Below are 24,170 nucleotides of genomic sequence, written 5' to 3' on the forward strand. Positions count from 1 at the left end.
AGTTTTACAATAAACAAGAGAAATCTATTTAATTTTCATTGCTGGTAAATGCCAGACAAATAAAGGCTAATTAATTAAAATGCTATGAAGAAATATGCAATAATCGTTGCTGGTGGTGTTGGTACAAGAATGGAAAGTGCAACGCCTAAACAGTTTCTCCTTTTACATGATAAGCCAGTTCTATATTATACCATCAGAACTTTTTTGGAGGCATATGATGATTTGAAAATCATCCTAGTGCTTCCTGAAGATTATACAGATATGGGGCGTGAGATTATTGATGCTTACTTTGATTATAACCGCATTCAAATTACAGCAGGTGGAGAAACCCGGTTTCATTCTGTGAAAAATGGTTTGCGGTTGTTAGATGAAGATGGGATTGTTTTTGTACATGATGGGGTACGTTGTTTGTTAACAACTGAACTTATTCACCGTTGTTATGAAAAAGCATTAGAAAATGGAAGTGCCATTCCTGTGGTGCCAGTAAAAGATAGCGTACGCTTACTATCTGGCGAGAGTAATGAGGCGATAGAACGCAATAGGGTAGTTTTGGTTCAAACTCCTCAAACTTTCCACAGTCGCATCTTATTACCTGCCTTTGAAATTGATTACAAAGAACGTTTTACCGATGAAGCATCTGTCGTGGAGTCCTTTGGATTAAAAATAGAACTGGTGGGAGGCGAGGAAAATAATATCAAAATCACTCGACCTATTGATTTAGTAGCGGCAGAAAGTTTACTCTCTATGGCACAATCACTTCATAATGATTAGTCGATTGAACCTAGCTGTTTCAAAGCTTTTGTTCTGTTATAAGATATCTTTAAACACATTAACATTTTTAAAGTTACTCTGGAATACAAAGCGGTTTTCATTGTTTCCAAATCAGTCGTATTTAATTAGTGAAATACCAACTTCTTATGAGCTAAAGTTGAATGGTTTTGTGCGTGAGTTATACTTGCGTACTTATGCTGGGGATATTGCAATACTTTATGAGATTTTTTGGCAAAAAGCATATGATAGATTTACAATTAATTATGCCTCTTTAGAAACAATTGTTGATCTAGGCGCAAATGTTGGATTAGCAAGTTTGTTTTTTAAATCCGTTTCTCCTCAAGCCAGCATCTTAGCAGTAGAGCCCGAAAGTAAAAACTTTGAGGTTCTTCAAAAGAACTTGAAAAAGATAATTAACTCTGAAAATATAATTGCCATAAAAGCTGCGGTGAACTATGTTGATGGTCCTTTAGCGTTGAAAAGAGAGCGCTTTGCATTTAATACCAAAATTGATAGTTCATTTAAAGGGGAAACTATTGAAGGTATTTCTTTAAATACGCTTTTTAACAGATATAATCTTCGTAAGGTCGATTTACTTAAAATAGATGTAGAGGGGTTTGAACATCAGATTTTTAGCGCAAATTTAGATTGGATAGATAAGGTTGAAAATATTATTATTGAAGTACATTCAGAAAAAGATTATCGTACCTGCATTGATACACTTACTCAAAAGGGATTTACTATTAAGCCTCTAAAACAAAATATTGAACAGGAAAATATTTACTGGGCATCTAGATAGGTTTACATTTATCTAGATGCTTTCTTATCAATTAAGAACCCAATTTTTATATAAATGTGGGACCAGCTCATTTTATTTTTTTAACCACCTGATAGGTTTAGGCAAACTGTTTCTTCTGATATGTAAATATTCTATAGGGTAAGATCCAAATTGAAGATCAAAAAAAGCAATGCCTGGTAAATCGGAGCCTTCAAACCGAAAGATCTTTTGTGAGCCGGCAACATTTTGAATAGCAGCATCGGTAAGTGCATAAAAGGCGCCGATGCTCTTTCCTTTTTCAGTACTTCCTCCGAGGATAGAATAAACAAATCTTTTGTCGGTATAGAGCAAATAAAAGCCAAGAACCTCATTACTCTTGGTGTGGGCCATATATGTTTGGGAGTTGTTTTTGCTAAAGTTGTTTATTGTCTTTTTAAGGTTTGTATAAACGCTATCGGGAATAATTCTATTCTTTTTTTCATACTCGTTAATGTAATGATCTATAACATCATTTGCAGAAACCCCTTTTGTGATAATTATTCCTTCTTCTTTTGCCTTTGCTAATTTTCTTTTTGCTAATCGACTATAGCCTTGATAGAGTTTATCATAAGTATCTAACTTCAAAAAGATATTTTTTCTCTGTCTCAGTTCTAAGTGTTGGTGGTTGTTATAATTACAGACCTTATTCCTTTCATTGAGATCTAAATCCCAGTAAAGAAATTTGGCGGGAATAGCATTCAGAAATTGCCCGACTATTTCTTTCGAAACAATATTACCAAATACTCCTAGCGTATTTACAAAGTAGGGCTGGTATAAATAGTAAATGAAGTACTTCCGTCTCCAAGGCAAAGGCATTACCGCTTTGTAGTCATCCAATATCAGGGCATCCCAATTGTCGCACATGGCATCCAGGTAAAAAGAATAGCCATAGATCAAACCATTATCCGCATTGTCTATACATGCATCCCAGCGAGTACGATCAATTTCATGCTGTCGTAGGTATTGTATGTTACCTGAAGTTGGCATTAGAGACCCAATTGTTGAGTTAATTTTTTGACATCATTATAATGCAGGTTAATGCTAAATGTCATGGTTTTGAAAAAACGATTATTCGGGTACATGGACTTTGTATAATCACTGAATACCTGACTATAAATGATTGGGAAGTATAGATTGATTGTTTCTTTAAATAAAGGTACATGCAGCCCAATATCAAATAAGAATCGATCTGTGTCAGCTTCTGGTTCCCACGCTTCTGCATATGTTCCAATGTCTGCAAAGACGTGCAATGGAATTTTAATAGGCAATATTGACAGCGGATTAAACTTAGAGGGTATGGATGTATTTAGATTAATAGCAGCTAACCAATTACTGGTTTTCCCAACTTTGTTGGATAAAAGGTCCGTCTTTATTTTAAACCCACCATCTCTTATCATGAGTTGTTGGCTGGCCAATCCTTCAAAGCGGTTGCGACCAATAAAGTAATCACTGTAGGTGTAATCTTCTTCACCGTTTGGACCTGAAAGATTCAGGGCATAACGATCTATGTAATAGCCGTAAGGATAGGTTTTATTTTCATTATAAAAGAACTTTCCTGCAAATACACGTACATCCAGACCACCTTCTTTGTAATTAAAGAAGTAGTTTCCTTCTAAGGCTAGTCTTACAAAGTTTTGTGATGCCTGTGCTGTGAAGTTGGCCGCATAGGGATATAGGGCTCTGGTATTTTCAATACCTAGTTTCAGTTGGTGAATGGTTAAGTGAAGATGCTCCTTGTTAACAACATCTACTAAAGTAGTATCTCCATTCTCGAAAATGGAATCAGTTGAAAGGCGCAAAGGCTGCTCGTTGATCAAGTAAGATTTCCATTGCAAATACTTTCTTGAAGTAGATTGTAGCGACTTCTCTTTGAAGGTGAGCTCAAAGCCTGGAACTACTTTACTAAAACCAAATACGTGCCGTGTGTTTGTGTTATCGGTAAAATCATTATTAGAAAACTTTGATGCATTAACAAAGACCTCTGCTTTTTGAAATCCTTTTTCTGGATAAATAGCATAACTGATCTTTCCAATTCCGTTTAATGAATTTGCTCCTGTACTATATAGGGGAACTAAAAGATACTGTAATGAAGATGGGGGCAGCTTATAGTTAGTAAAGACACCACCAATCATGATTTTATCATAGACATTAAAACCTAGTGCTGGAGAGATCAATAGTGTATTCTTGGTCGGTGTTTCCATATAAGCCTTAATACTTTTGGGAAGGAATGGCGTTACAATACTAAACTTACCACCATCCTTTTGCGGTATGTTGCCTTTTGTATACAAAAGAGGAAATACTTCTGTTGTATCTGCTTTTAAGTATTGAGCCAAACTTGCTTTAAAATCTGCTGGCTGTGGATGTTTAAACTGCCATTGCTGATAATAATGCTGCATGGCATTTTGGAAAGTAGCTGGACCTAACTTCTTTTCAACCAGTTGTAGCCATTCACTCGTTTTGTAATAAGAAACTAGCTGGTAGTTTTCTGCCGTCATTTTATCGGCAGGGGTAACTATAGGTTGATCGTGATGTGTCTTGACTAGTGTTTGTAATAAAAGATTTTCTCCTGTAGGATTAGTGCCATATTTCTGTTGAGCATACTTTCTATCATAAAATGTGTTCACACCTTCATCCATCCATGGGTTCTGACGTTCATTGCTAGCCAATATGCCATAAAACCAATTATGTCCAATTTCATGCGCTAGTGTGATGTCTAAATCCTTTTCTGTAGCTGAAGGCGAAATAATAGTAATGGTAGGATATTCCATACCGCCTCCAAAACTTTCTGGCCCCTGTACGGCGCTCAATGTAGCATATGGATATTCGCCTACTTCGACGGAATAAAAGCGCAGTGCGTCTTTTGCTAAGGCTACACTGTTCTCCCAATCAGCTTTATTGGCAGAGGTATAAAAACTATGCACATTAACTATTTTGCCTGAAGCAAGTTGACATGTATCACTATTGACTATAAAATCTTTATTAGCAAACCATGCGAAGTCGTGCACATTATTTTGTAAGAATTGTAATGTTTTGGTAGCAGCGTTTGCTATAGGTGTGGATGTATTTTGAGGGGATTTTTGCTTTGCTGACTTACTAACTGGTTTCTTTGCTAATGTTGAAGCACTCTTTGTGGGTTTGGGTGCTTCTTTAAATTGTTTAGTCTTTAACCATTCTTTTTCTTCTTCATTTTGTAATATACCAGTAGCTGCCACTACATACTCTTGAGGTACAGTGATACGTACGTTATAATTACCAAACTCGCTATAGAATTCTCCCTGATCTAAATAAGGCATAGGGTGCCAACCATTATGGTCATAAACCGCAGGCTTTGGGTGCCATTGGGTGACTTGGAAGGTTTGTTTGTCATAGCCACCACGTGAATAATTATAAGGCAGCTTTACATGGAAAGGTGTGGTGATTACAGTTTGCTGCCCAGGTAATAATGGAGTTGGTAGCACAAGTTTTATGATATCAATATGCTCTGGATGATCTTCAATTTTAGAAGAAACGCCATTGACTTTAAAATCCAGTTGGTTGATATAGCCTCGCTGTTCTTTATCTGCAAAGTAAAATTCCGTATTACCATTTTGCAGGTGCTGATTGCTAAATGCCGTGCGATCTGTTTTATAGGCATTCGGCCAAATATGGAACCATATATAGGTAAGCGTATCTGGCGAATTATTATAGTAGGTTAGCTTTTCAAAGCCTTGTAATGTCTTGGTCTGATCATTTAGGGAAACTTCAATAGTGTAATCTACTTTCTGCTGCCAATATTGGGCTTTAGAAATGCTACAAAGAAAACATAGAAGTACAAAGGTGTAGGCGGCTCTTTTCACGCGACTAATGTATAAAAAAAGCACCGACAATGCCGGTGCTTCTCTTACTTGTTTTATGGACTATTATAAGTTACCCTTCTTTTTGAGCGCTGCAAAAAAGGAAGTTAAATCCTGACCAATGGCTTTTTCTAATGAAAGTTTCAAATCTTCAGGATAAGGATGTTTGAACTTCCAGTCGTTGAAGTAGGTCTGCATGCCTTTATCTACCTTCTCTTTACCGTACTGTTGTTCTAGTAAATGAAGCCAAACAGCTGTCTTTAAATAGGTAATAAGGCCATATTCCTCCTTGCTTTTAAAATCACCAGCAGGAATGTCTATTGCTTCTTCCATGGGAATTTGAGTTTGTGCTGCATAGTAAAGAATATCCTGGTATTCATTTACAGGCTTTTGCTTAATCTCGTTTGGTACGCTATTACCAAAAACAGAGTTGAACTTATATAGTTCAGCTTCATAGCGGAATTGGTAATAAGTGTTCAATCCTTCATCCATCCAGGCATGTTCTCTTTCATTGGAAGCCAAAATACCATAGAACCAGTTATGGCCTACCTCATGTGCAATAACACCATCCAATTGCGGCTCATCGGCCTCAGGAGAAGTAATTAAGGTAATCATTGGGTATTCCATACCGCCAGACATATCATTCTTGGGGCCTTCTACTGCAGCGGCAACGGGGTAGGGGTATTCTCCCAACCAGTTAGAATAGTGGCGGATAGCACTTTCTACATAGGAAGCGCCTTTTTCCCAGTTTTTATTGCCATCTGGGTGATGGTAGGCAAATGCATCGATGATTTTACCAGATGCCAGTTGCAAGGTATCATACTCTATTATAAAGTCTTTATCGGCAAATAGAGCAAAGTCGTGAACATTTTCAGCTATATAGCTAAGCGTTTTAGATTCTTTTGTATTTGTATACTTCTTATTGTTGGTGGTCGTAGCAGCGTTTTCTTTTCCTATTTTCTTATAGGTATCCAGTTCTGCTTTTGTTTGTAAAACACCGGTTGCACCTACTACATAGGAGCCGGGAACAGTGAAGTTTACTTTATAGGTGCCAAATTCACTGTAGAATTCGCCCTGATCCAGATAAGGGAAGGCGTGCCAGCCTTTACGGTCATAAACCGCTGGTTTGGGATACCATTGGGTTATCATGTATGATTGTCCATCATGACCACTACGTGAATTGTACGTGGATAGTTTTACAAAGAAAGGAGTCGTTATTGTTATCTTTTGTCCCGGAGCTAAGGGGGTAGGTAACAGGACTTTTACAATATCAATATTCTTAGGGTCTGCTTCCGTTTTTGCGACTATATCATTGACTTTAAAGTTTAAACTATCAATGTAGCCTTTGTCAGTTATAGCATCCCATCGCTTTTTACCATCGGACTCCCGGAAAAGTTGTTTGGCAAAAGCGGTACTATCATTTTTATAAGCGTTTGGCCATAAATGAAACCAAATGTATTCCAACTTATCCGGAGAGTTATTGGTGTATTCAATGGTTTCAAAGCCTTTGAGCGTATGAGCTTTGTCGTTTAAGTTAACATCTATATTATAGTTTACCTGTTGTTGCCAATAGGGTGTTTGTTGTGCAAAAGAAGTTATTGCCATTAAAAGGGCTGCAAACGAAAAAAGTCTCTTCATACGAATCTGTTCTTCCTATAAAGAACGGCTTTTTTTCTTTAACAGCTTGTGAAGGCTTTACTTACCTTTTCCCAAAAAAATGATGCGTAGGGTGTGTAATAAGATCTTAAAATCCAAGGCTAAGGAGATGTTTTCAATATAAATCAGGTCTAAGCGACTACGCTCAATCATTTCCTTTACATTTTCAGCATAGCCAAACTGTACCATACCCCACGATGTAAGTCCTGGTTTTACTTTCAAAAGGTATTTATAATAGGGGAATTGCTGAGTGATTTGATCGATGTAGAACTGGCGCTCTGGCCGGGGGCCAACCAGGGACATATCTCCTTTAAGGATATTCCATAGCTGGGGAAGTTCATCGAGCCGCCATTTACGCATGATGCGTCCCCAACGAGTAATGCGATTATCTTGGTGAGAAGAAAGCATCGGACCATTAGGCTCTGCGTCTACCACCATAGAACGGAACTTATACATGGTGAACGGCTTTCCTTTTAAACCTACACGCTGCTGAGTAAATATAATTGGACCTTTAGAGGACAGGCGTACACGTAAGGCAATAAACAGGTAAAGCGGAAAGAGAAGAAACATGCCAGTTATTGCTATTACTATATCTAATAAGCGTTTAATATTTTGCTGCCAGTCGGGCATTAGTCCGGTGTGTAAATCAATCAAGGCAGTTCCAAGTATATTACCAGGTTTTACAGAGCCTGAAAGAATATCTAGCGTATCGGGTTGCGCTTTTATCGTAACATCTTTTTCACTAAGTCTTTCAATTAGTTCTGTAAATACATTTTCATTTTTTGAGGCTGCTACTACTACACATTTAACCTGGTGTGACAGAATAACTTGTTCCAACTGATTTAACTCGCCAATTTTTGGAAGTGCAACTGTGAGTTGTTGTTGTTCAGATGTGGGTATATATCCGATTATTGTAAACCCTTCTTCTTTAAGCTGCTCTTTTGTAGACAGGTATAGCTGTTCTACATCCACATTTGAACCTGTAATAATTGCGTTAAACTGAACGACTCCTTTAGCCAATTGTTTCTTTGTCTGGTTTAAAAAGAAAAGCCTAGCAGAAAAGATTACAAACAGGTGTATGCTCAATAAAGACAAAAAAGCTTTGGGATAATAGGAGCTGCTGTCTGAAGTATCGTCTAGTAATAGGAGGAAAAACAAAAACATACTGCCGATACAGCAGCACACTAAAGTTTTAAAAAACTCCGCGAGTCTTGACTTGTGATACAAGGAATGATAACTGCCTACTAAGGCAAACATCACCAGCCAACCAAGAGGGATTAAAATAATGCCCTGCCAAAAATGATCATCAGTAAATAAATAACCATTGCTATTGAACAATGGTTGGTCCAATAAATATTTGCGCCAGAAAAAGAACAAGCCCCAAGCTAATGCGCCAGCTGTATAATCCAATATAGCATACCAGGAGGTCGCAATAGGCTTTTTCAAGGGCATTATTATTTTAAAGACAGGTTGTGATAGATCTTTTCTAAAATCTGATGGGCTACTTCCATAGCACGCAAACCATCAATTTCGTTAACAATTGGACGCGAATTGTTCTTAATTGCCTTAACAAACTCCATTAATTCCATCTTAATCGCATTCACCTGCGGCACCTGTGGACTGGTGATTGCAATGGTGCGTACGCCGCTTGGCGTTTCAATATCAAATGCAAAAGCATTGGCATCTTCAACACCTTTTAGCTTTATAATTTCGGTAGACTTGCTTAAAAAGTCAATGCCAATGTAGGCATCTTTTTGAAAGAGACGCATTTTGCGCATCTTCTTCATAGAGATGCGGCTGGACGTAAGATTGGCTACGCAGCCATTGTAAAATTCAATGCGTACGTTGGCAATGTCAGGCGTTTCAGTCATTACGGCTACGCCGCTAGCTGAAATATGTTTCACGTCGCTATTTACAATACTTAATACGGCATCGATATCGTGAATCATTAAATCCATGATAACGCTTACTTCAGTGCCACGTGGATTGAATTGAGCCAAGCGATGCACCTCAATAAACATTGGATGCAAGTCAAACTGATTAGCTGCTAAGAAAGCAGGGTTGAAACGTTCTACATGTCCTACCTGTAGTTTAACATTGGATTCCTGTACCAATTTTACCAGTTGCTGGGCCTCTTCTACGGTATTGGCCATTGGCTTTTCCACAAATACATGTTTGCCTTTACGGATAGCCTTTTCGCAAATGGCAAAATGGAAAGGGGTAGGAGATACTACATCTATAGCGTCTACGGCGTTTATGAGTTCGTCTTCATTGTGAAAACGTTTAAGACTATAAGTGTTTTCAATTTCTTTTGCGGTTTCATCATTTGGATCAAAAAAGCCGATTAAGGTGGCTTCTTGTATCTCTAACCAATTGTTAATATGAAATTTACCTAAATATCCTGCGCCAAAAAGGCCAACTTTCACCATAATTAATACTTAGAGGTTTCAAAGATAACAGCAAGCTTCTTAGAAAAGGTTTAAAAAAGATTTTGCGGCTACAGAACCGCTTTTTGTAAGCACTTCTTTTAACCAAGGAATTATAAAAGGTAGAAGTGCTTGAAGGGAATTAAAAGAAAAAAGCCTTACAATTTCTTGTAAGGCTTTTGTTTCTGTTTTGCGGACCGGACGGGACTCGAACCCGCGACCTCCGCCGTGACAGGGCGGCATTCTAACCAACTGAACTACCGATCCTTTTTCCGTTGGGGTGGCAAAAATAAGAATCTTTTTTATTCCACCAACAATTTTTGAAAAAAGTTTTTTCTTTTTTTTATCGAGCTCCAACTCAATGTCCCTATGACACTTGTGCTCATATTTTATGAATTCCTGAGGGCTCCTTTTTATTGGGGTGTTAAAGTTAAGCTTCCTGCCAATTTTATTCATCCGTACAATTCAGTAATAGAAATGGCGGATACGCTTTTATGTGGCATACTGATTTAAATAAGCCCTAAGTTTTGTGGCGAGAGCTCAAATTGCAAGATGGATGGGTGGTAAGGCAAGTTGGTAGAAGGTATACGAACGCGTTTAACCTGCCGGAATTTCGGCGATTAATGTACAACCCTTCCCAAGTGCTGAATTTACAACCAAGCTTCCGTTAAATGCTTGTACTCTTCTTTTTATATTCTCTAATCCGATTCCTGATTTTTTAAGAGAAGTATCAAACCCCTTTCCATTATCTTGGATGGAAAAGACATAGTTGTCTTTTTTGTGACTTAAACTGATTGTTACATCAGTAGCATTTGCGTGTTTCAGTATATTAGAAAACTGCTCCTGTAAAATGCGGTAGATTGCTAATTGAATATCGTTATTGACAGACCCTTTCAGTTTTTCAAATCTATAAGATACATGTATGGCGCTCGTGACATTCATTGTGTCAACTAAATCTTCCAGCATTTGTTTTAATGACAACGTTGAATCAATTACAGGAGCTAATTGGTGTGAAATTCTTCTTAATTCATCTATCGCGTCCTGTAGGTATTTTTTTACATTATTAATGATTTTTAGAGACGTATCCGGATCATTTAGTGCCATAGGAATGAAGTCTACATTCAATAAAGTAGCAGCTATGATTTGTTTTACATTATCATGCAGCTCCATACTGATTTGTTGTCGTTCATTTTCTTGTGCATCCGTTACAGCTTTACTAATTCTTTGTTCTTCTTCTACTTGTTCAGAAATATCTATGATTGTACCGATAACAGCCAGTTTTGATTTAAATGTAATGCTGGATACAATAATGTCTATATGCCGTAGGGTGCCGTCTTTTTTTACTGCTCTTAAGACATAATGGTCTGACGGCTTTTTGCCTGTAATTCTTTGCTGGTTTTTTTGCCGTACAGTTTCAAAGTCATCGTTGTAAATCAATTGTTCAAAAGTGACGTAGTTTAATAATTCATCTTTTGAATAGCCGGTTATCTTTTCAAACTCTGGGTTTGTATATATAAACTTGCGCTCTTGTAAAATAAAGACACCAACCAGTGTTTCCTCTACTAGAATTCTGAACTTCTCTTCACTTTCTTTCAAATCTATTTCCGCTTGTTGCTGCAATTTTTTTAATTCAATCTTTTCAAGTGCAAAGGCAATATTGCTAGTTACTTCAAGTAAAATATTGCGTTCTTCTTGAGTGAAGAAGAACGTTTCGGACATATAAAGTGTAAATACCGAATCTAATTTTGTGTTTACTATTACGGGTAAAGAAATGGCAGATCTATAGCTGCGTTTAAGCGCTTCTTCCTTCCACGGTAAATCGGGACGTTCATTAGCAATGTCATTACAGTAATTAAAACTGTGGCTATGTATTGCCTTTCTTGCTAACCAAGCTTCTGAGGTATAGTTATTTGTTAAAGCTTTAATTTTAATAAAGTAGCCATCTTCATCGCCGGCAAAAGTAATAGGAGTTAGGCTGTGTACTTCCTCACTAAAAGCGCCCATCCAAGCCATTTTGAAGTTGCCATACCTGATGGCTATTTTGCAGGTTTCCTTTAAAATGGTTTCCCGGTCTTCTGCTTTAAGCATCATTTCATTTATCGCACTTCTAAATTGAAGCAATCGATTCAGTTTGATAATTTCTTTGTTTGCCATTTTTCGTTCTGCTGCATTACCTAAAATATCGGCAATAGAATTTATCAGCGAACGTTCCTCTTTTAGAAAGGGCCCTTCATAGGCTTGAGGCATTTCTTTTTTGTAAAAAACCTTTACAACCCCAGCTAGCTCACCATTCAATTCAATATTTGCTTCTTGCTTCCACTCTGATTTTTCAAAGTTGTAAGACGTATATTCTTGATCTCCAAAATGAATTAGTGCACAGGTGATCTCTGGGTATTGGTAGGCCGCAGGAGTGATGTTGGCGCACTCCTGCATGATTTCATCTACTGTGTATTTCGGATCATTTGCCAGCTCTGATAATTGATAGAGACATTGAAGTTCCTTTACCCTTTCTTTGATTTCTGTATTCCTGTTAAGCAGGGTTTGTTCTGCCGCCTTCTTCTCTGTAAAGTCGATTCCTATTCCAAGAATACACTCTTCATTATTGTAAGTAAAGGGCATTATCGTAATGTAGTAAGTTAGCGTATGCCCTTTTTTTGTTTTCAAATTAATCTCAGCACTTGCTTTTCCCTTTTTAAAAGCTTCAACTCTTTTATTTAAAATTAAACGCACCTGGCTTTTGTCAACAAAGTCTGTGGTTTTCATTTTCCTCAGCTCATGATGGCTACAGCCAGTTATATTTTCTAAATTCTGATTCCATTTAAGAAGTTGCCCTTTTTTGTTTGCTAGGTAAAAGATGCCGGGTAAGCCTTCTATAAGTGCATCGGACAAATTCTTTTCAAAAGCTATGGTGTTGTCCGTACTAGTGACAGTGTTTTCGGTGGCCTTCATTTTTTTCATCTATTTAGCAATAGAAGCGTTTTGGATAAAATTTTAGGAAAAGTTGAATCTATTCAATATCAACATCCTGTTAAAACAGTCATCCTTCTGCGACATGAAAAAATATGCATATTTACCATTCTCTTTGCCATATATAAAAGAGAGGTGAAGTGGTATTTAAAGTTAGTCAATAATGCCGTCAAAAACTTTATAATGTTGATTCATTATGTAGTAGTTTATTTATAAAAAGCATCTGCTTTCTTTATTCACTTTGTAGGAAACAACGTCTTTATTCGCGTTTTACAGAAGCTAAATCGAACCTTAGAATTGCCGGTTAAATTGGGTTAAAGTTCTTTTTTGATATTCTGCATCAACATTTACAAACTCATCAATTGCTTGTATCATTTCTGATCAGTAGATTGTCATTATAAAAGCTAACCGATATGAAACTATTATTCTTAACCCTCCTTCTTTGTGGTGCAGGCATTTTCGCCTCCAATCAACTAAACGCTCAAACACAAAACAACAGTAAGTATGAAGAGCAATGGCCGCCAGTAATTGTCCTCAGGGCAGCAGAGCAGGCTGTGAATAATTCAACCAATTTTCCCGTTGGCACTTATGATTATTACTACTTTTTATTTTCCTTTTCTAAAGGCCTTTGGAAGACGTATGTAGAACATTATTCCTATAGTGCTGAGCCTTCTTCCTATTTAGGTATTGAAACCTTTTATTTTAAAAATAACGGGCAACAAGTTTTCGAGAGTAAAAAACTATCTAATTAAGTGTAGAGCAGATAACTCTTTAAGGCTACAACGATTTACTCTGCTATAGCGGGTATGAGAATTGCTGTACTTGAAAACAGCAAGCGAAATTACTCGCCATTTCCTCGTGTATTTGATAAAATCTGTTACTCAATGAATAATAGGGATAAATCTGTCAAATACCCCGAAATCGTTTTGAGTCTAATAGGTTAGTGCCTTTGAAAGCGCGGCGATTTCATGCTGCTTATTGATCATAACAATTGTATGACAAGGGGGGAGACAAATGTATTCTGCCTGTCAAATGACATAGTAAAGTATTATTTTGAATTATAGGTCAATAAACAACTTTAACCATGAAGCTAAAACACTTTCTATTGACTCTGACAATGGCGACTACACTACTATTTACAGCTTGCAAAAAAGATAAAGAGGATGACAGCACAACTACAGATGATGGTGTAAATGAAGAATTTGTAATGCCGACTGGTGAGCCTGCCAAGGTAATGGGCAAATGGCAGGTGGCAAGTATTACCACAAACAACCATTTTGCTGGCGTGGATCATATAGAGACCTACAATGGCACAGCTGCCGATTATGCTGAATTTAAGAATAGCGGTAAACTTCATACCTTTTTTCAAGGCGTATTAGATGTATCAAACTTTACCGTTAGAAGCGCAACTCAGATCACCATTGATGGTGACCCAGCTGATATAAAAGTATTGACCGATTCTAAATTGGTTATCTACGACAAAGACAAAACCGGCACATTTGGCTTTACAGAAATTACATACGATTTAAAGAAGTAAATAATCAGGTATACCTGATTATTTACTTCTTTGTACATACTAGCGCCTTTTCTTACACCTTTCCTACCTCTTACTGTCCTCCTCGTCGTAACAGGCTCAGGACTGCTTAGGTATTAGCTCGGTTAATTGCGTCTTTAAGCGAACTTGTTCCGACACAGTCTGGAACTTGATACTACGATGAGGACAGCTAGTCCACAGTAAGGTGTAGGTAAGCTGCAGCTACTTACTTATGAAAGGAAGCATTTACCTAGACATTAAAAAAGGAAAGGCTTACTAAAGGGTATTTGGCCCTTAAAATATTCTTTTAATGTCTTTAAATCAGCATTAGCTGCAACAAGCAATACGGATTGCGGCATGCTATGGTTAACATTCAAGCATATAGGTTTAAATAGTTTGATGTCAATAATGCATAGGTTGTATTGAAGCATTAATTTACTTTACCTATTTCTCTTTCCTCAATATTAATTTCTACCCGTATTGCTTTTAGTCCTTTAACGCCTTGAAGTTCTTCCAGTTCTAACGACTCAATATCTGGCTTCAAGATGTCTTTCTTTTGCAGAAATCGAATGTACTCCTCATATTCAGTTACCTCTTTTTGGTTAGAGTAAACAATAGCAATTTTGCCAGGCTGGGTTAAGCGTTCATCTGTTCCTTTTATATGTACTTTATCAAGGCGCTTTTTAATAATCTCATAACGAATATTATATGAGCCTTCTACATCAAATCGTCGCTCATCTCTTCGAAAGCTAATGGCTATTGGCTGGCTATGAATAAGAATCAGTTGAGTAGTATGCAAGGGTACTTTTAATTGAGAAAGAAGTTTTTGGGTAACCCGTGCAGTGCCAGCCATTGTTTTTAATTGCCACAGGCGTATGTTCTTTAAGTAGAACATGTCAAAAGGAATAGTAGGCGCAATTGTTTGGCCAATATAAATATTGTATTCAATACCGTCTGTACGGTACTTTTCAAAATAGTGTGGGTAAGCGCGTTGTATGGACTCTTCCTCTTCTTCAATATAAGTGAGCACAGCTTCATTAATAGCCATTACTGAACTTTCATAGTCTTGACGGTTTTGATACAGTCTGCTGTCACTTTGTTTTAGGAGATTGAAATAGTCGGTAATAATTTTTTCAGCCTGGTTATTTGTTTTTTGTAAATGAATGAATAACGGTTCTACTTCATTATTTAAAAAATCATTTATGGCGATCTCTTCTTCTGCTGTCATAGTATCTTCTAAAGACAGTCGTAAGTTTTCGTTTTTAAATTCCAAGCCTTCCAGTAGCGGTAATTGCATAATTGTTTGCAATTGGGTTAAAATATCTGCTACTACTACCAAATGTTCTTTTAGGTCTTTTTGAATGGCACGACTTCTTTCCAATGAAGAGTTGCGAATATCTACAGCACCATATAGAGGGTAAACATTATCAAACACTACGTTTGTTGTGCAGGCAGATTTGTCATTGTTATGCAAATGTGTCCAGGCTACCTCTGCAAACTTCCACTCTACAGATTGTTGTAAGGCGGTAAACTTTTCCCGGATTACTTTTTCTATTCGATCATTAAATTCATCTCGGCATTTAAGAACAGCCAGGGAAAGTAAAGGAATGGCAGGCTCCAGATCCATTACCGTTTGTTGGGTTAGTGCGTTTTTATGAGGAGAGGCTAATTCCAGATAACCAATTAAACCGTCACCGTTTAGCATTGGGTAATAAATATAACTTCTGGCGCCTTGCTCAAAAATAGAGGTTAAGAATGGCGCCATGCCCAACATTTCCTGGCTAAGATTTGTAATTGGCATTGGAACAGGGCGTTCTTTCAAAAAGTTGATAAATTGTCGGAATTCAGCTTGTTGGTCTGGAGTTCCATTCCTCCATTGCCTTGCCACAAGGCTGTGCATACTGGCCTGTGTATCTAAAACGATCTGACCATTAATAGAAACAAAGGGCATAATACCTATCTCCGTATCATTTAAGCCCACCAAGGCTTTTATAGCCTTCTTTACCTCATCCATAGCATCCATGCCACAAGATTCGCGCAGCAAGGCTCTCTTAAGGAGTTCAAGAGATTCGGTTTGGGTTACATCATCTGCTAACCATAAGCCAAATCCCTCTGCTTGAAAGAGATCAAGCGGCATCGTATTTAACTGTTTCTCCAAATCCAATATGCGGAAGGTATTCATACAAACTGCGCAGTCCTGAATTGGTGGCAATTTACCTTTTAGGTTTAAGTTAATAAAGCGCCGGTCATACTTTATCCGGTAGAAGCGCATCATTCCTGATTCCGAATCTGTGATTGGATATATGAGTTGTGGATCTTCGTTTAGGTGCATGCCATAAAACTTTTCCAGTACATGATCATAAATGGCTGCACATTGAATAGCTTTCAGCTCTTCTTTATCTAAGCCTGCTGGTAGTAGAATGTATTGTTCATCTGTATCCAGAAATAGTTTTTTAAAGTTGTCAGAATAATAAAACACTTTATACTGGTGAGGTGAAGCAAGAGCAAAGTTGTTCATGTCATGCCCTCCAATTACCGGGAATAGTGAAGTAGTTAATAACTCCATAAGGCTGGCATGCTCATCAATTAAATGCATATCATTGACCGGTTCCAATAATGTTCTTTTATCTTCAAGCTCCTTTATTAGCCGGCTATATAACCATTCTTTAGATTCTGAAACTAAAGAGCGTTTTTCTTTTAAATAACTTACAAAAGGTTTAAAAGAAATTTGGCTGTCAAAAGCTGGTAACGATTCACTAATAGTTGGTGATGCAGATAAAATTTTAGTCTTTTTGGGTGACTTCAGCACAGGTGTTTCGTCTAGCATAGAAAAGCATTTAAGTGACGAAAGGTTATGGTTTCAGGTAGCTTTACTAAGTTACAATTTTACCTTCTAAAATGGTCTTGAAAGTGCCTTTGTAACAAACGTAATGTGGTTAAGATTAAGTAGATGGGGTACAATTTATACTAGAAGACAAAAAAGAAGCTCTGCAATCTGTATCTATATAAAATATTTAGTGACTAAACATTTATACTGTTGTTATGGAAGTCTTTTATAATGTTTGCTGCTATTAAGACAAAGCTAAATTCTTGTGAGAAAGAGTTTAGCGAGTTTAAAATCTTTGTAAATACAATTGACGCATACCTGTCTGAAATATTAGTTATGATTTATGAATTAATACTACCTAGTGTTAGGTAAGTATTTATACTAGATTTAATTTTTAATAGTGAGAAGTGTTTAAAAGTATTTCTTGAAAAGAGTTGGTAATAATTTGATGTCAAGGTGTATATGTATAATTAAAACTGGTCATTAGTATAAATACTGAATTGCGTCGTATATGTACGGTTGCGCTTGAGCGTTACTGTCTATAGATTTGCAAGATAAATGGATGGTTATTCTATGAAAATATTTACTTCAACGCGTGCATATTCATTGCAAATAAATTTTATAATAGGTGCAAATGGATTATTTAATTCTGCAAACTCACTATTGCAATTGCTACGTCAGACCTAGTCAAAGAGCTTAACAATATTTCCGTTTACTCTGCTTGATTTTACTATATGGATTATCCGATTTTTTCAGCTTTAAATTATTGTTAATAGACCGTTCCTCTACTGCTTATCCTAGTTAATTTTTTCAGATAACTGCTTGATGGCTTCTAAACATTGCTGGCTTTTGTCATGTAATAAATTAAGAAGCATAATAAATTAATACCAAACTAACGCATGAGAAGTATTGCTTTGCTAAAGCCAATTACTGCTTTACTATTTTTCTTTTTCCTGACTTCTTTAATTCACGCGCAAGTATCTTCTAGCGCCTTACAGATTAATAGCCTTTTTCAAAAAATTCAAGCGGAGAATCGTTATGTCGGATCATTTAAAGAATCAGACTTAGCCTCTTTGCCTGTTGGCATAGCCAAAGAGATAAATGGTAAGCAATATTTAATTGTTATTGATAGTGCCCGCTTTACTACCCATGGTGCTTTCTTTAATGTGTATGCACAGTTGAACTTACCTGGGACAGATGAAACACTTGCATTCGCAGCTCGAAATGTGTCGTTTAATCCTGGGGGCATTAGTGTTTCTAGTGGTGCCCGCCTTGAATTAGTAAGCGAACATTCTATTAAAATTAGTGAGAAGGTAAAGCTGGTACTGCCAACTAGTGCCAATTATATTGAATGGGATTGCAATGGCTTCAAAAGTGTGAACCTGAAAGGTGTATTTGAGTTTGCTCGTGATTTTTTAGAGCCCTTATCAGATCAAGAACAAGTTGTAAAGGCAGATTTTCAAATTAATGCCAAAGATCTCAATAATATTTTAGTGCGTGTCGATATGTCGCCTTTTACATTGGCTGGCTTGAAGGATTTTGGCTTTGAAGTACAGGAGGCTGTTGTTGATTTAAGTGATATAGCTAATCCCGAAGAGATGATAATGGCCAATAATGAAGAAGGCGCCTTATGGCGTGGCTTTTATTTAAAGGAGTTGAACGTATGGCTTCCGAAAGAGTTTAGCAATGATAAAGGAGTGAGGCCAACTCTACACGCCAGAGATCTCGTTATTGATAATCGTGGAATGTCGGGTCGGTTTGGAGGAAGCAATTTAATACCACTGGGTAATGCTTCTGCCAGTGGTTGGCCATTGTCTGTCGAGTTGTTGGAGGTGCAACTGCAACATAATCGTATTAAGAGTGGAGGGTTAAAAGGAAAGATGAATATTCCTTTTTTAGGAGATGATCCATTGGCTTATGAAGCCAATGTGGGGCAAAGAGAAAATGATGTTTTTTACTCCTTTGCTTTACAAACAACAAAAGAAAAGAAATACGACTTTTTTGCGGGTGAATTGATCTTGGCCTCCAATAGTGAAGTGAAGATTGAAAAATATAAAGGACAGTTTGTAGCCAGTGCAGTTTTGCATGGAAGCCTTGATATAGCTAAAGGTGTTTTCAAAGCCCCTGGAATTCGCTTTCAGGATTTAACGTTAAGTTCAGAGAAGCCGTATGTTCATAAAGGGTATTTAAGTGTAGATGGAAATGTAGGCTTTAAGCTTGGTAGTTTCAAATGCGGGTTGGATTCAATAAGATTGGGCCTGGTAAATGGTGAATTGGCAGTTAGCTCCAAGGTTCGTTTGAATTTAATGGACGAAGCAGATAAGAGTTTTAGCGCTGAAACTCGAATAAAAGTAATTAGCCGATTAAGTGAGGAGAAGCAGCTGGTAACAAAGGATGGAATCGGTGCAGAAAATACAAAGCTGAAATGGACATTTGATAAGCTGAAGGTTGATGAAATTTCACTAACATGTAAATCAGGCGCTTTTGAATTGGATGGTACGATTGCGCTTTATGAAAATGATCCGGTGTATGGGACAGGCTTTAAAGGAAAGATTGCCATGCAGCTTCCGGTTATCAAAAGGGTAGAAGCGCATGCCTGGTTTGGATCTACAGATGAGTATCGTTATTGGCATGTGGATGCTTTTGTTCCTACACATATACCCATTGCGCCGACATTAGAGATTCGTAGGGTGTTAGGTGGGCTTTCTTACCACATGGAGCGCCCTGCACAATTTGACCCGTTTCAAAGCATGAGTAAGGATTCTGTTGGCCTGCAATCTGCAGATGCCTTACTAACCTATACACCCTCACGAGAAGCGGGATTAGGTTTTTTGGCTGGTGCAACTATTGCCACAAAGCCCTCGGCAGATGTTTTTAATGGGGATGCGATGTTTGAAGTCTCATTCTCGACTTCTGGCGGCTTCCGGTATGCACAGTTTGATGGAACTGGCTTTTTCTTTTCAGACGTGGCAAAATTGGGCAAAGAAAAGCCCAATGGTGATGGTGGCGGAGCTCCTGTATTTGCCAAACTATACATGCGCTATGATAACACTAATAAAAGCTTCCATGCTAGTGTAAAAACATATGTGAACATTTTAGGTTCTATAAAAGGAGTAGGCGAGCGAGGCCTTGTTGGTGAAGCTGTATTGCACTTTGATCCAAATGATTGGTGGATTTATATAGGGCGCCCTTCTCAGATGATGGGGCTGGATATTGCTAACCTGGCTGTAGTAAAAGGATATTTTATGGTGGGTACAAAAGTGGAGAATATGCCTTTGCCACCATCTGAAGTAACAAACCTGTTTGATTTTGGCAATGGTGATTTTATGGAAAAGGAAAATGCCCTTTCTACAGGTCGCGGTTTTGGATTTGGTGCACATTTCAGAACTGATTTTGGATTTGGCAAGGATGGTGGTTTTTTATATGCTTACCTAGGAGTGGGAGCAGGAGCAGACATTTTATTGCGTGATTATGGTGAAGCGCGCTGTAAAGGTGGCAATGGTCCTATTGGTGTGAATGGCTGGTATGCTTCGGGACAGGCGTATGCTTTTCTGCAAGGGCGTGTAGGTATCCGGGTTAAGGTCATGGGCTCAAAAAAAGAGTTTGACATTATTAATTTGGCTGCTGCGGCTCTTTTGCAAGCTAAGCTGCCTAATCCTTCCTGGTTCAGGGGCGCCGTGGGCGTGCGTTATTCCGTTTTGGGCGGACTTGTAAAAGGAAAAGTAACAGTTAAGGTAGAGCTAGGCTCTCAATGTGAAGTTATAAGTGGAAAAGAGATCGACGTAAAAGTTATTAATGATATACGGCCGGACAATGCTTCTAATGATGTTAGTGTATTTGCAGCTCCTCAGGTAGCCTTCAATATACCAGTAGAAAAGCCGTTTAGCATGATGAATAATGAGGATGTAGTGACGACCTATCAAATAAAGCTGGATGAGTTTACGCTAGTTGATAAAAAGGCCGGATCATTAAAAGGAAGCTTAGAATGGCATCCTAATAAAGATGCAGCTACCCTGAATTTCCTAGATATTTTACCTCCTAGTGCTGATCTCTCTGCTAGCGTAAAGGTTCATATTGAAAAGTGGACAGGTTCTTCATGGGTACCATTATCAGAGGGCGGTAAGGTCGATTATGAAACAAAAACAGTGAGCTTCCGTACAGGTGAAGCGCCTAGTAATATACCGGAGGAGAATATTGCGTATAGCTATCCAGTTCATCAACAGTATAATTTCTATACGAACGAATATGGACGTGGCTACTTTAAGCTAAAGAGAGGACAACCCTACCTGTTCAATCAAAAAGACAATAATGGCAGTTGGAAATATTACGTTCGCTTTCAACATGCAGACGGCACTTCTAAAGACGTTCCGGTAACTTATAATGCTACTGCTGCTCAACTGGACTTTGATATCCCATCACAATTGAAAACAGAATCGGTTTACAGCCTGATCGTTATCAAAGCGCCTGCAGATGGAGTTGCATCTACAGAGAATGTAGCGGTTCGTTCAACTACTGTCCAGCAAGGCGAAGACAGTACTTCTATTAATGAGAAGGTGCTGAAAGGCGTGGCAACTGCTGCCACAGAAACCTCATTATTGGACAGAAGTTTCCGTACCAGTAAATACCTGACGTTCCGCGACAAGATGAATGCGGCCGGCAACAGTATGGATCTCTTTGATATTGCGCAGAACTATATTACTGTAGTGGGTAAACGATATGATATTGATGAAACGTTTGACCGTTTTGAATTGGCTGGGATTGATGAAAGAACGCAACCCTTGGTTTTTGCAAAGGCGAATACGAATAACAGTTGGCTTCAGAATAAGTTGATACCATTGCTTTATCAATCCTATCCACTTGATAATACATTAACAATTGAGCAGCGCGATGTGAAGAAGTTGGGCACACCACCATTGGGTGCCGTGAGTGTGTTTAACAATGATCCTGCATTGTACCAATTGTCAGGTGAAGATGTTAATGCTGGTACGCCTGCGGGCAAAGCAGGGCGCTTCCGAATTATGTATTTCCTTTCCTATATAGGTAACCAGGATTATCATGAGTTGCTGGAAAAGGCTGTTAATAAATACTTGTCTACTAATGCTTTGCAGAATGTAATGCCACAAAGTGTGCAGTACTTATTCCGCACACCATTTCAGGATCTGGAATCTAATCAAAGCTATCAGGTAGAAGTTAACTATCGTTTGCCTGGGACCAATACTATAACTACTTCAATTACCTGCAATATCCTATTTAGATAATATTCGATTGTGTACGTATGAAAAAAGCTGTTAGTCTTTTAATTGCTGTCATTTTTCTTGCTTGTCATCTTCAAGCTCAACAACGTGAACATAGGGTTATAGCGTTAGCTAATCCTAAAGGAGACTCTATTGTGCTGAGATGGGCCCCTGCCAGTTTTATAACCTGGCAAATGGGAAACAAATATGGTTATTGGATAGAGCGGTTTGTTATAGCTAAAGATGGTAATGCTGCCAGCTTTTCTACCGCTTCTGCTTTTAAGCTAAACAATGCACCGCTGCGGCCCTGGCCAGAAGCACAAATGGAGAATGCAGCAGTAATAGATGAAAAAGTAGCTATAGTAAAAGAAGCCATATACAGCAAGGATTTTCAATTGACTTCGCCAGAAAAAAATATTGGCAATTACATAACACAGCAGGGCGAAAACGATGTACGTTATGGGTTTGCGGTACTGGCATGCGATCTTTCTCCACTGGCAGCACAAGCGGCTGCTCTACGTATTGTGGACCGCAATGTAAAGAAAGGGGAGCGATATGCTTATCGAATATCTGTAGCACAACAACCCAAAGGTCTTACCATTGAACCTGGTATCTATGTGACCTCTGTTAACGAACCAGTAAAGCTCTCGCCTCCACAAGAATTTGCTGTAACATTTGATGATCGTCTGGCTCGTTTGCAATGGTTGTCTGCCCTGGACAGAGGTATTTATACGGCTTATGTAATAGAGCGGTCTACAGATGGTAAGTCGTTTCATCCTTTAACAGATCTACCGGTTATTAACGGTAGCGAGCGTCCCGATGCGCAATTAAGCTTTTATACTGATTCCCTTACTGATAACGAGACTACTTATTACTACCGTATAAAAGGTATTACACCATTTGGTGAAACTGGTCCTTATTCTACTGTTGTATCGGGGTTAGGAAAGCCTATTTATGATAGGCCTTTTATTGATACTGTCATCATTCTAAACAATCAAAAACTGCAATTGAGATGGACCCTGTCGCAGGACTTAAAAAAGAAAACACAGTCTATTTATGTAAGTCGGGCTACAAAGGCAGAAGGCCCTTATCAGGATATCTCTCCTTTACTTATAAAAGACGTTGTTAGCTATGTCGATGAAAAACCTTATGCCAATACTTATTACCGTTTGAAGATCAAAACTATTGATGGACAGACTATTTATTCGTTGCCCCAATTTGGTCAAGTGATTGATACTATTCCGCCGGGTAGTCCTACTGGTTTGCAAGGAGCTATTGACCAAGGAGGAAAGGTACAGATTAAATGGACCTCTAATGCGGAAGCTGATTTACAGGGTTACCGGGTATTTAGGGCCAATGCATTGCATGAAGAGTTTGTAGAAGTGACGGATAAGCTTTTAACTAGAAATGCTTTTGTTGATTCTGTTATGGTAGAAACGCTTTCTGAAAAAGTGCACTATCGTGTAGTAGCCGTTGATAAGAATTTTAATCCTTCCGATTATTCGGCTATTCTAACCTTAGCGCGCCCCGACAAGATAGCGCCGTCTGCGCCAGTATTCATCACTACTAAAATGGTGGATAGTATACCAGCTATTCAATTGGCGTGGAAAACAAGTACCAGTGGAGATGTGATGAGGCAGGAGCTATACCGGGTAAACAAGTTGTTGAATCAACGAACGGCGGTTTTGCTTGATACTACTAATCAAATCAATCAATGGATTGATACGACGACTGTTTTAGGACATACCTATTATTACGAGTTGATTGTGTCTGATGAAGCAGGTAATTCCGTAAGTACTCGGACAGGTGATATTTATTTTGAAACAGGTTTCCGTCCTGCTATTAAAAGTTTGACCGCCCAGGTAGACAGAATGAAAAAGCAAATTGTTCTGGAGTGGAAAGAACGCTCAATACCTGATGTATATTATATCTATAAATCGATTAATAATCAACCATTGGTATTATTAAAAAAAGTAGATAATAAGGTAGCCTTGTTCATTGACGCAGAAATTAAGATTGGTAATACCTATACCTATAAAATTAAGGGGGAGTGGGGTAATGGGAATACTACACATATAAGTAAACCTATAACGATCACCTATTAA

General features: G+C 38.1%; 13 protein-coding genes and 1 tRNA gene. 6 read left to right on the forward strand and 8 right to left on the reverse strand.

Annotation, left to right across the window (positions count from 1 at the left end; genetic code table 11):
- The first annotated feature begins 84 nt into the window (after positions 1–84).
- A complete protein-coding gene (locus tag SY85_RS22410) occupies positions 85–771 on the forward strand; it encodes a 2-C-methyl-D-erythritol 4-phosphate cytidylyltransferase (RefSeq protein WP_066407933.1) in 687 nt (228 codons plus the stop codon).
- Positions 764–1,570, forward strand: coding sequence for an FkbM family methyltransferase (locus SY85_RS22415; protein ID WP_066407936.1), 807 nt, complete (start codon positions 764–766; stop codon positions 1,568–1,570). The genes SY85_RS22410 and SY85_RS22415 overlap by 8 nt, the downstream gene beginning before the upstream one ends.
- Positions 1,571–1,642: 72 nt before the next feature.
- On the opposite strand, the gene SY85_RS22420 is transcribed toward SY85_RS22415, so the two are convergent.
- The 7 genes from SY85_RS22420 to SY85_RS22450 all read right to left on the reverse strand — a co-directional run bounded on the left by SY85_RS22420 (position 1,643) and on the right by SY85_RS22450 (position 12,461).
- Positions 1,643–2,575: a hypothetical protein gene (locus SY85_RS22420; protein ID WP_066407938.1), complete on the reverse strand. Its 933-nt coding sequence runs from the start codon at positions 2,573–2,575 to the stop codon at positions 1,643–1,645.
- A complete protein-coding gene (locus SY85_RS22425; protein WP_148661262.1) occupies positions 2,575–5,424 on the reverse strand; it encodes a M1 family metallopeptidase in 2,850 nt (949 codons plus the stop codon). Before SY85_RS22425 ends, SY85_RS22420 begins: the two co-directional genes overlap by 1 nt.
- 63 nt (positions 5,425–5,487) lie before the next feature.
- Positions 5,488–7,059, reverse strand: coding sequence for a M1 family metallopeptidase (locus SY85_RS22430; protein WP_066407942.1), 1,572 nt, complete (start codon positions 7,057–7,059; stop codon positions 5,488–5,490).
- A gap of 57 nt (positions 7,060–7,116) precedes the next feature.
- Complete coding sequence (locus tag SY85_RS22435) at positions 7,117–8,523, reverse strand: sugar transferase (RefSeq protein ID WP_066410078.1); 1,407 nt, start codon at positions 8,521–8,523, stop codon at positions 7,117–7,119.
- Positions 8,524–8,531: 8 nt separating this feature from the next.
- Positions 8,532–9,506, reverse strand: coding sequence for a Gfo/Idh/MocA family protein (locus SY85_RS22440; RefSeq protein ID WP_066407945.1), 975 nt, complete (start codon positions 9,504–9,506; stop codon positions 8,532–8,534).
- Positions 9,507–9,696: 190 nt separating this feature from the next.
- Positions 9,697–9,770 (reverse strand) — tRNA-Asp (locus tag SY85_RS22445).
- 330 nt (positions 9,771–10,100) lie between these two features.
- Positions 10,101–12,461 (reverse strand): PAS domain S-box protein, encoded by a 2,361-nt coding sequence (locus SY85_RS22450; protein WP_066407948.1) that lies wholly within the window; start codon positions 12,459–12,461, stop codon positions 10,101–10,103.
- A gap of 422 nt (positions 12,462–12,883) precedes the next feature.
- On the opposite strand from SY85_RS22450, the gene SY85_RS22455 reads away from it, so the two are divergent.
- Both SY85_RS22455 and SY85_RS22460 read left to right on the forward strand, forming a co-directional pair.
- Positions 12,884–13,222 carry a hypothetical protein gene (locus tag SY85_RS22455; protein WP_066407951.1) on the forward strand — a complete coding sequence of 113 codons (339 nt, stop codon included), beginning with the start codon at positions 12,884–12,886 and terminating at the stop codon, positions 13,220–13,222.
- Between the two features lie 332 nt (positions 13,223–13,554).
- Positions 13,555–14,007: a hypothetical protein gene (locus tag SY85_RS22460; RefSeq protein WP_148661263.1), complete on the forward strand. Its 453-nt coding sequence runs from the start codon at positions 13,555–13,557 to the stop codon at positions 14,005–14,007.
- Between the two features lie 427 nt (positions 14,008–14,434).
- Here the strand turns inward: SY85_RS22460 and SY85_RS22465 are convergent, their stop codons facing one another.
- A complete protein-coding gene (locus tag SY85_RS22465) occupies positions 14,435–16,831 on the reverse strand; it encodes a hypothetical protein (RefSeq protein ID WP_066407965.1) in 2,397 nt (798 codons plus the stop codon).
- A gap of 899 nt (positions 16,832–17,730) precedes the next feature.
- Here SY85_RS22465 and SY85_RS22470 point away from each other — a divergent pair.
- Positions 17,731–22,089, forward strand: coding sequence for a hypothetical protein (locus tag SY85_RS22470; protein ID WP_066407968.1), 4,359 nt, complete (start codon positions 17,731–17,733; stop codon positions 22,087–22,089).
- A 17-nt stretch (positions 22,090–22,106) separates the two neighbouring features.
- Entirely contained in the window at positions 22,107–24,170 is a 2,064-nt protein-coding gene (locus SY85_RS22475) for a fibronectin type III domain-containing protein (RefSeq protein WP_066407970.1), read from the forward strand.

The sequence above is a fragment of the Flavisolibacter tropicus genome, assembly GCF_001644645.1.
GTDB lineage: Bacteria > Bacteroidota > Bacteroidia > Chitinophagales > Chitinophagaceae > Flavisolibacter > Flavisolibacter tropicus.

What these genes read in the sequence shown, in the direction of transcription:
- SY85_RS22475 (WP_066407970.1), top strand. Translation starts at nt 22,107, where the DNA reads ATGAAAAAAGCTGTTAGTCTTTTAATTGCTGTCATTTTTCTTGCTTGT.
- SY85_RS22415 (WP_066407936.1), top strand. Translation starts at nt 764, where the DNA reads ATGATTAGTCGATTGAACCTAGCTGTTTCAAAGCTTTTGTTCTGTTAT.
- SY85_RS22460 (WP_148661263.1), top strand. Translation starts at nt 13,555, where the DNA reads ATGAAGCTAAAACACTTTCTATTGACTCTGACAATGGCGACTACACTA.
- SY85_RS22410 (WP_066407933.1), top strand. Translation starts at nt 85, where the DNA reads ATGAAGAAATATGCAATAATCGTTGCTGGTGGTGTTGGTACAAGAATG.
- SY85_RS22455 (WP_066407951.1), top strand. Translation starts at nt 12,884, where the DNA reads ATGAAACTATTATTCTTAACCCTCCTTCTTTGTGGTGCAGGCATTTTC.
- SY85_RS22470 (WP_066407968.1), top strand. Translation starts at nt 17,731, where the DNA reads ATGAGAAGTATTGCTTTGCTAAAGCCAATTACTGCTTTACTATTTTTC.
- SY85_RS22465 (WP_066407965.1), bottom strand. Translation starts at nt 16,831, where the DNA reads ATGCTAGACGAAACACCTGTGCTGAAGTCACCCAAAAAGACTAAAATT.
- SY85_RS22420 (WP_066407938.1), bottom strand. Translation starts at nt 2,575, where the DNA reads ATGCCAACTTCAGGTAACATACAATACCTACGACAGCATGAAATTGAT.
- SY85_RS22450 (WP_066407948.1), bottom strand. Translation starts at nt 12,461, where the DNA reads ATGAAAAAAATGAAGGCCACCGAAAACACTGTCACTAGTACGGACAAC.
- SY85_RS22440 (WP_066407945.1), bottom strand. Translation starts at nt 9,506, where the DNA reads ATGGTGAAAGTTGGCCTTTTTGGCGCAGGATATTTAGGTAAATTTCAT.
- SY85_RS22430 (WP_066407942.1), bottom strand. Translation starts at nt 7,059, where the DNA reads ATGAAGAGACTTTTTTCGTTTGCAGCCCTTTTAATGGCAATAACTTCT.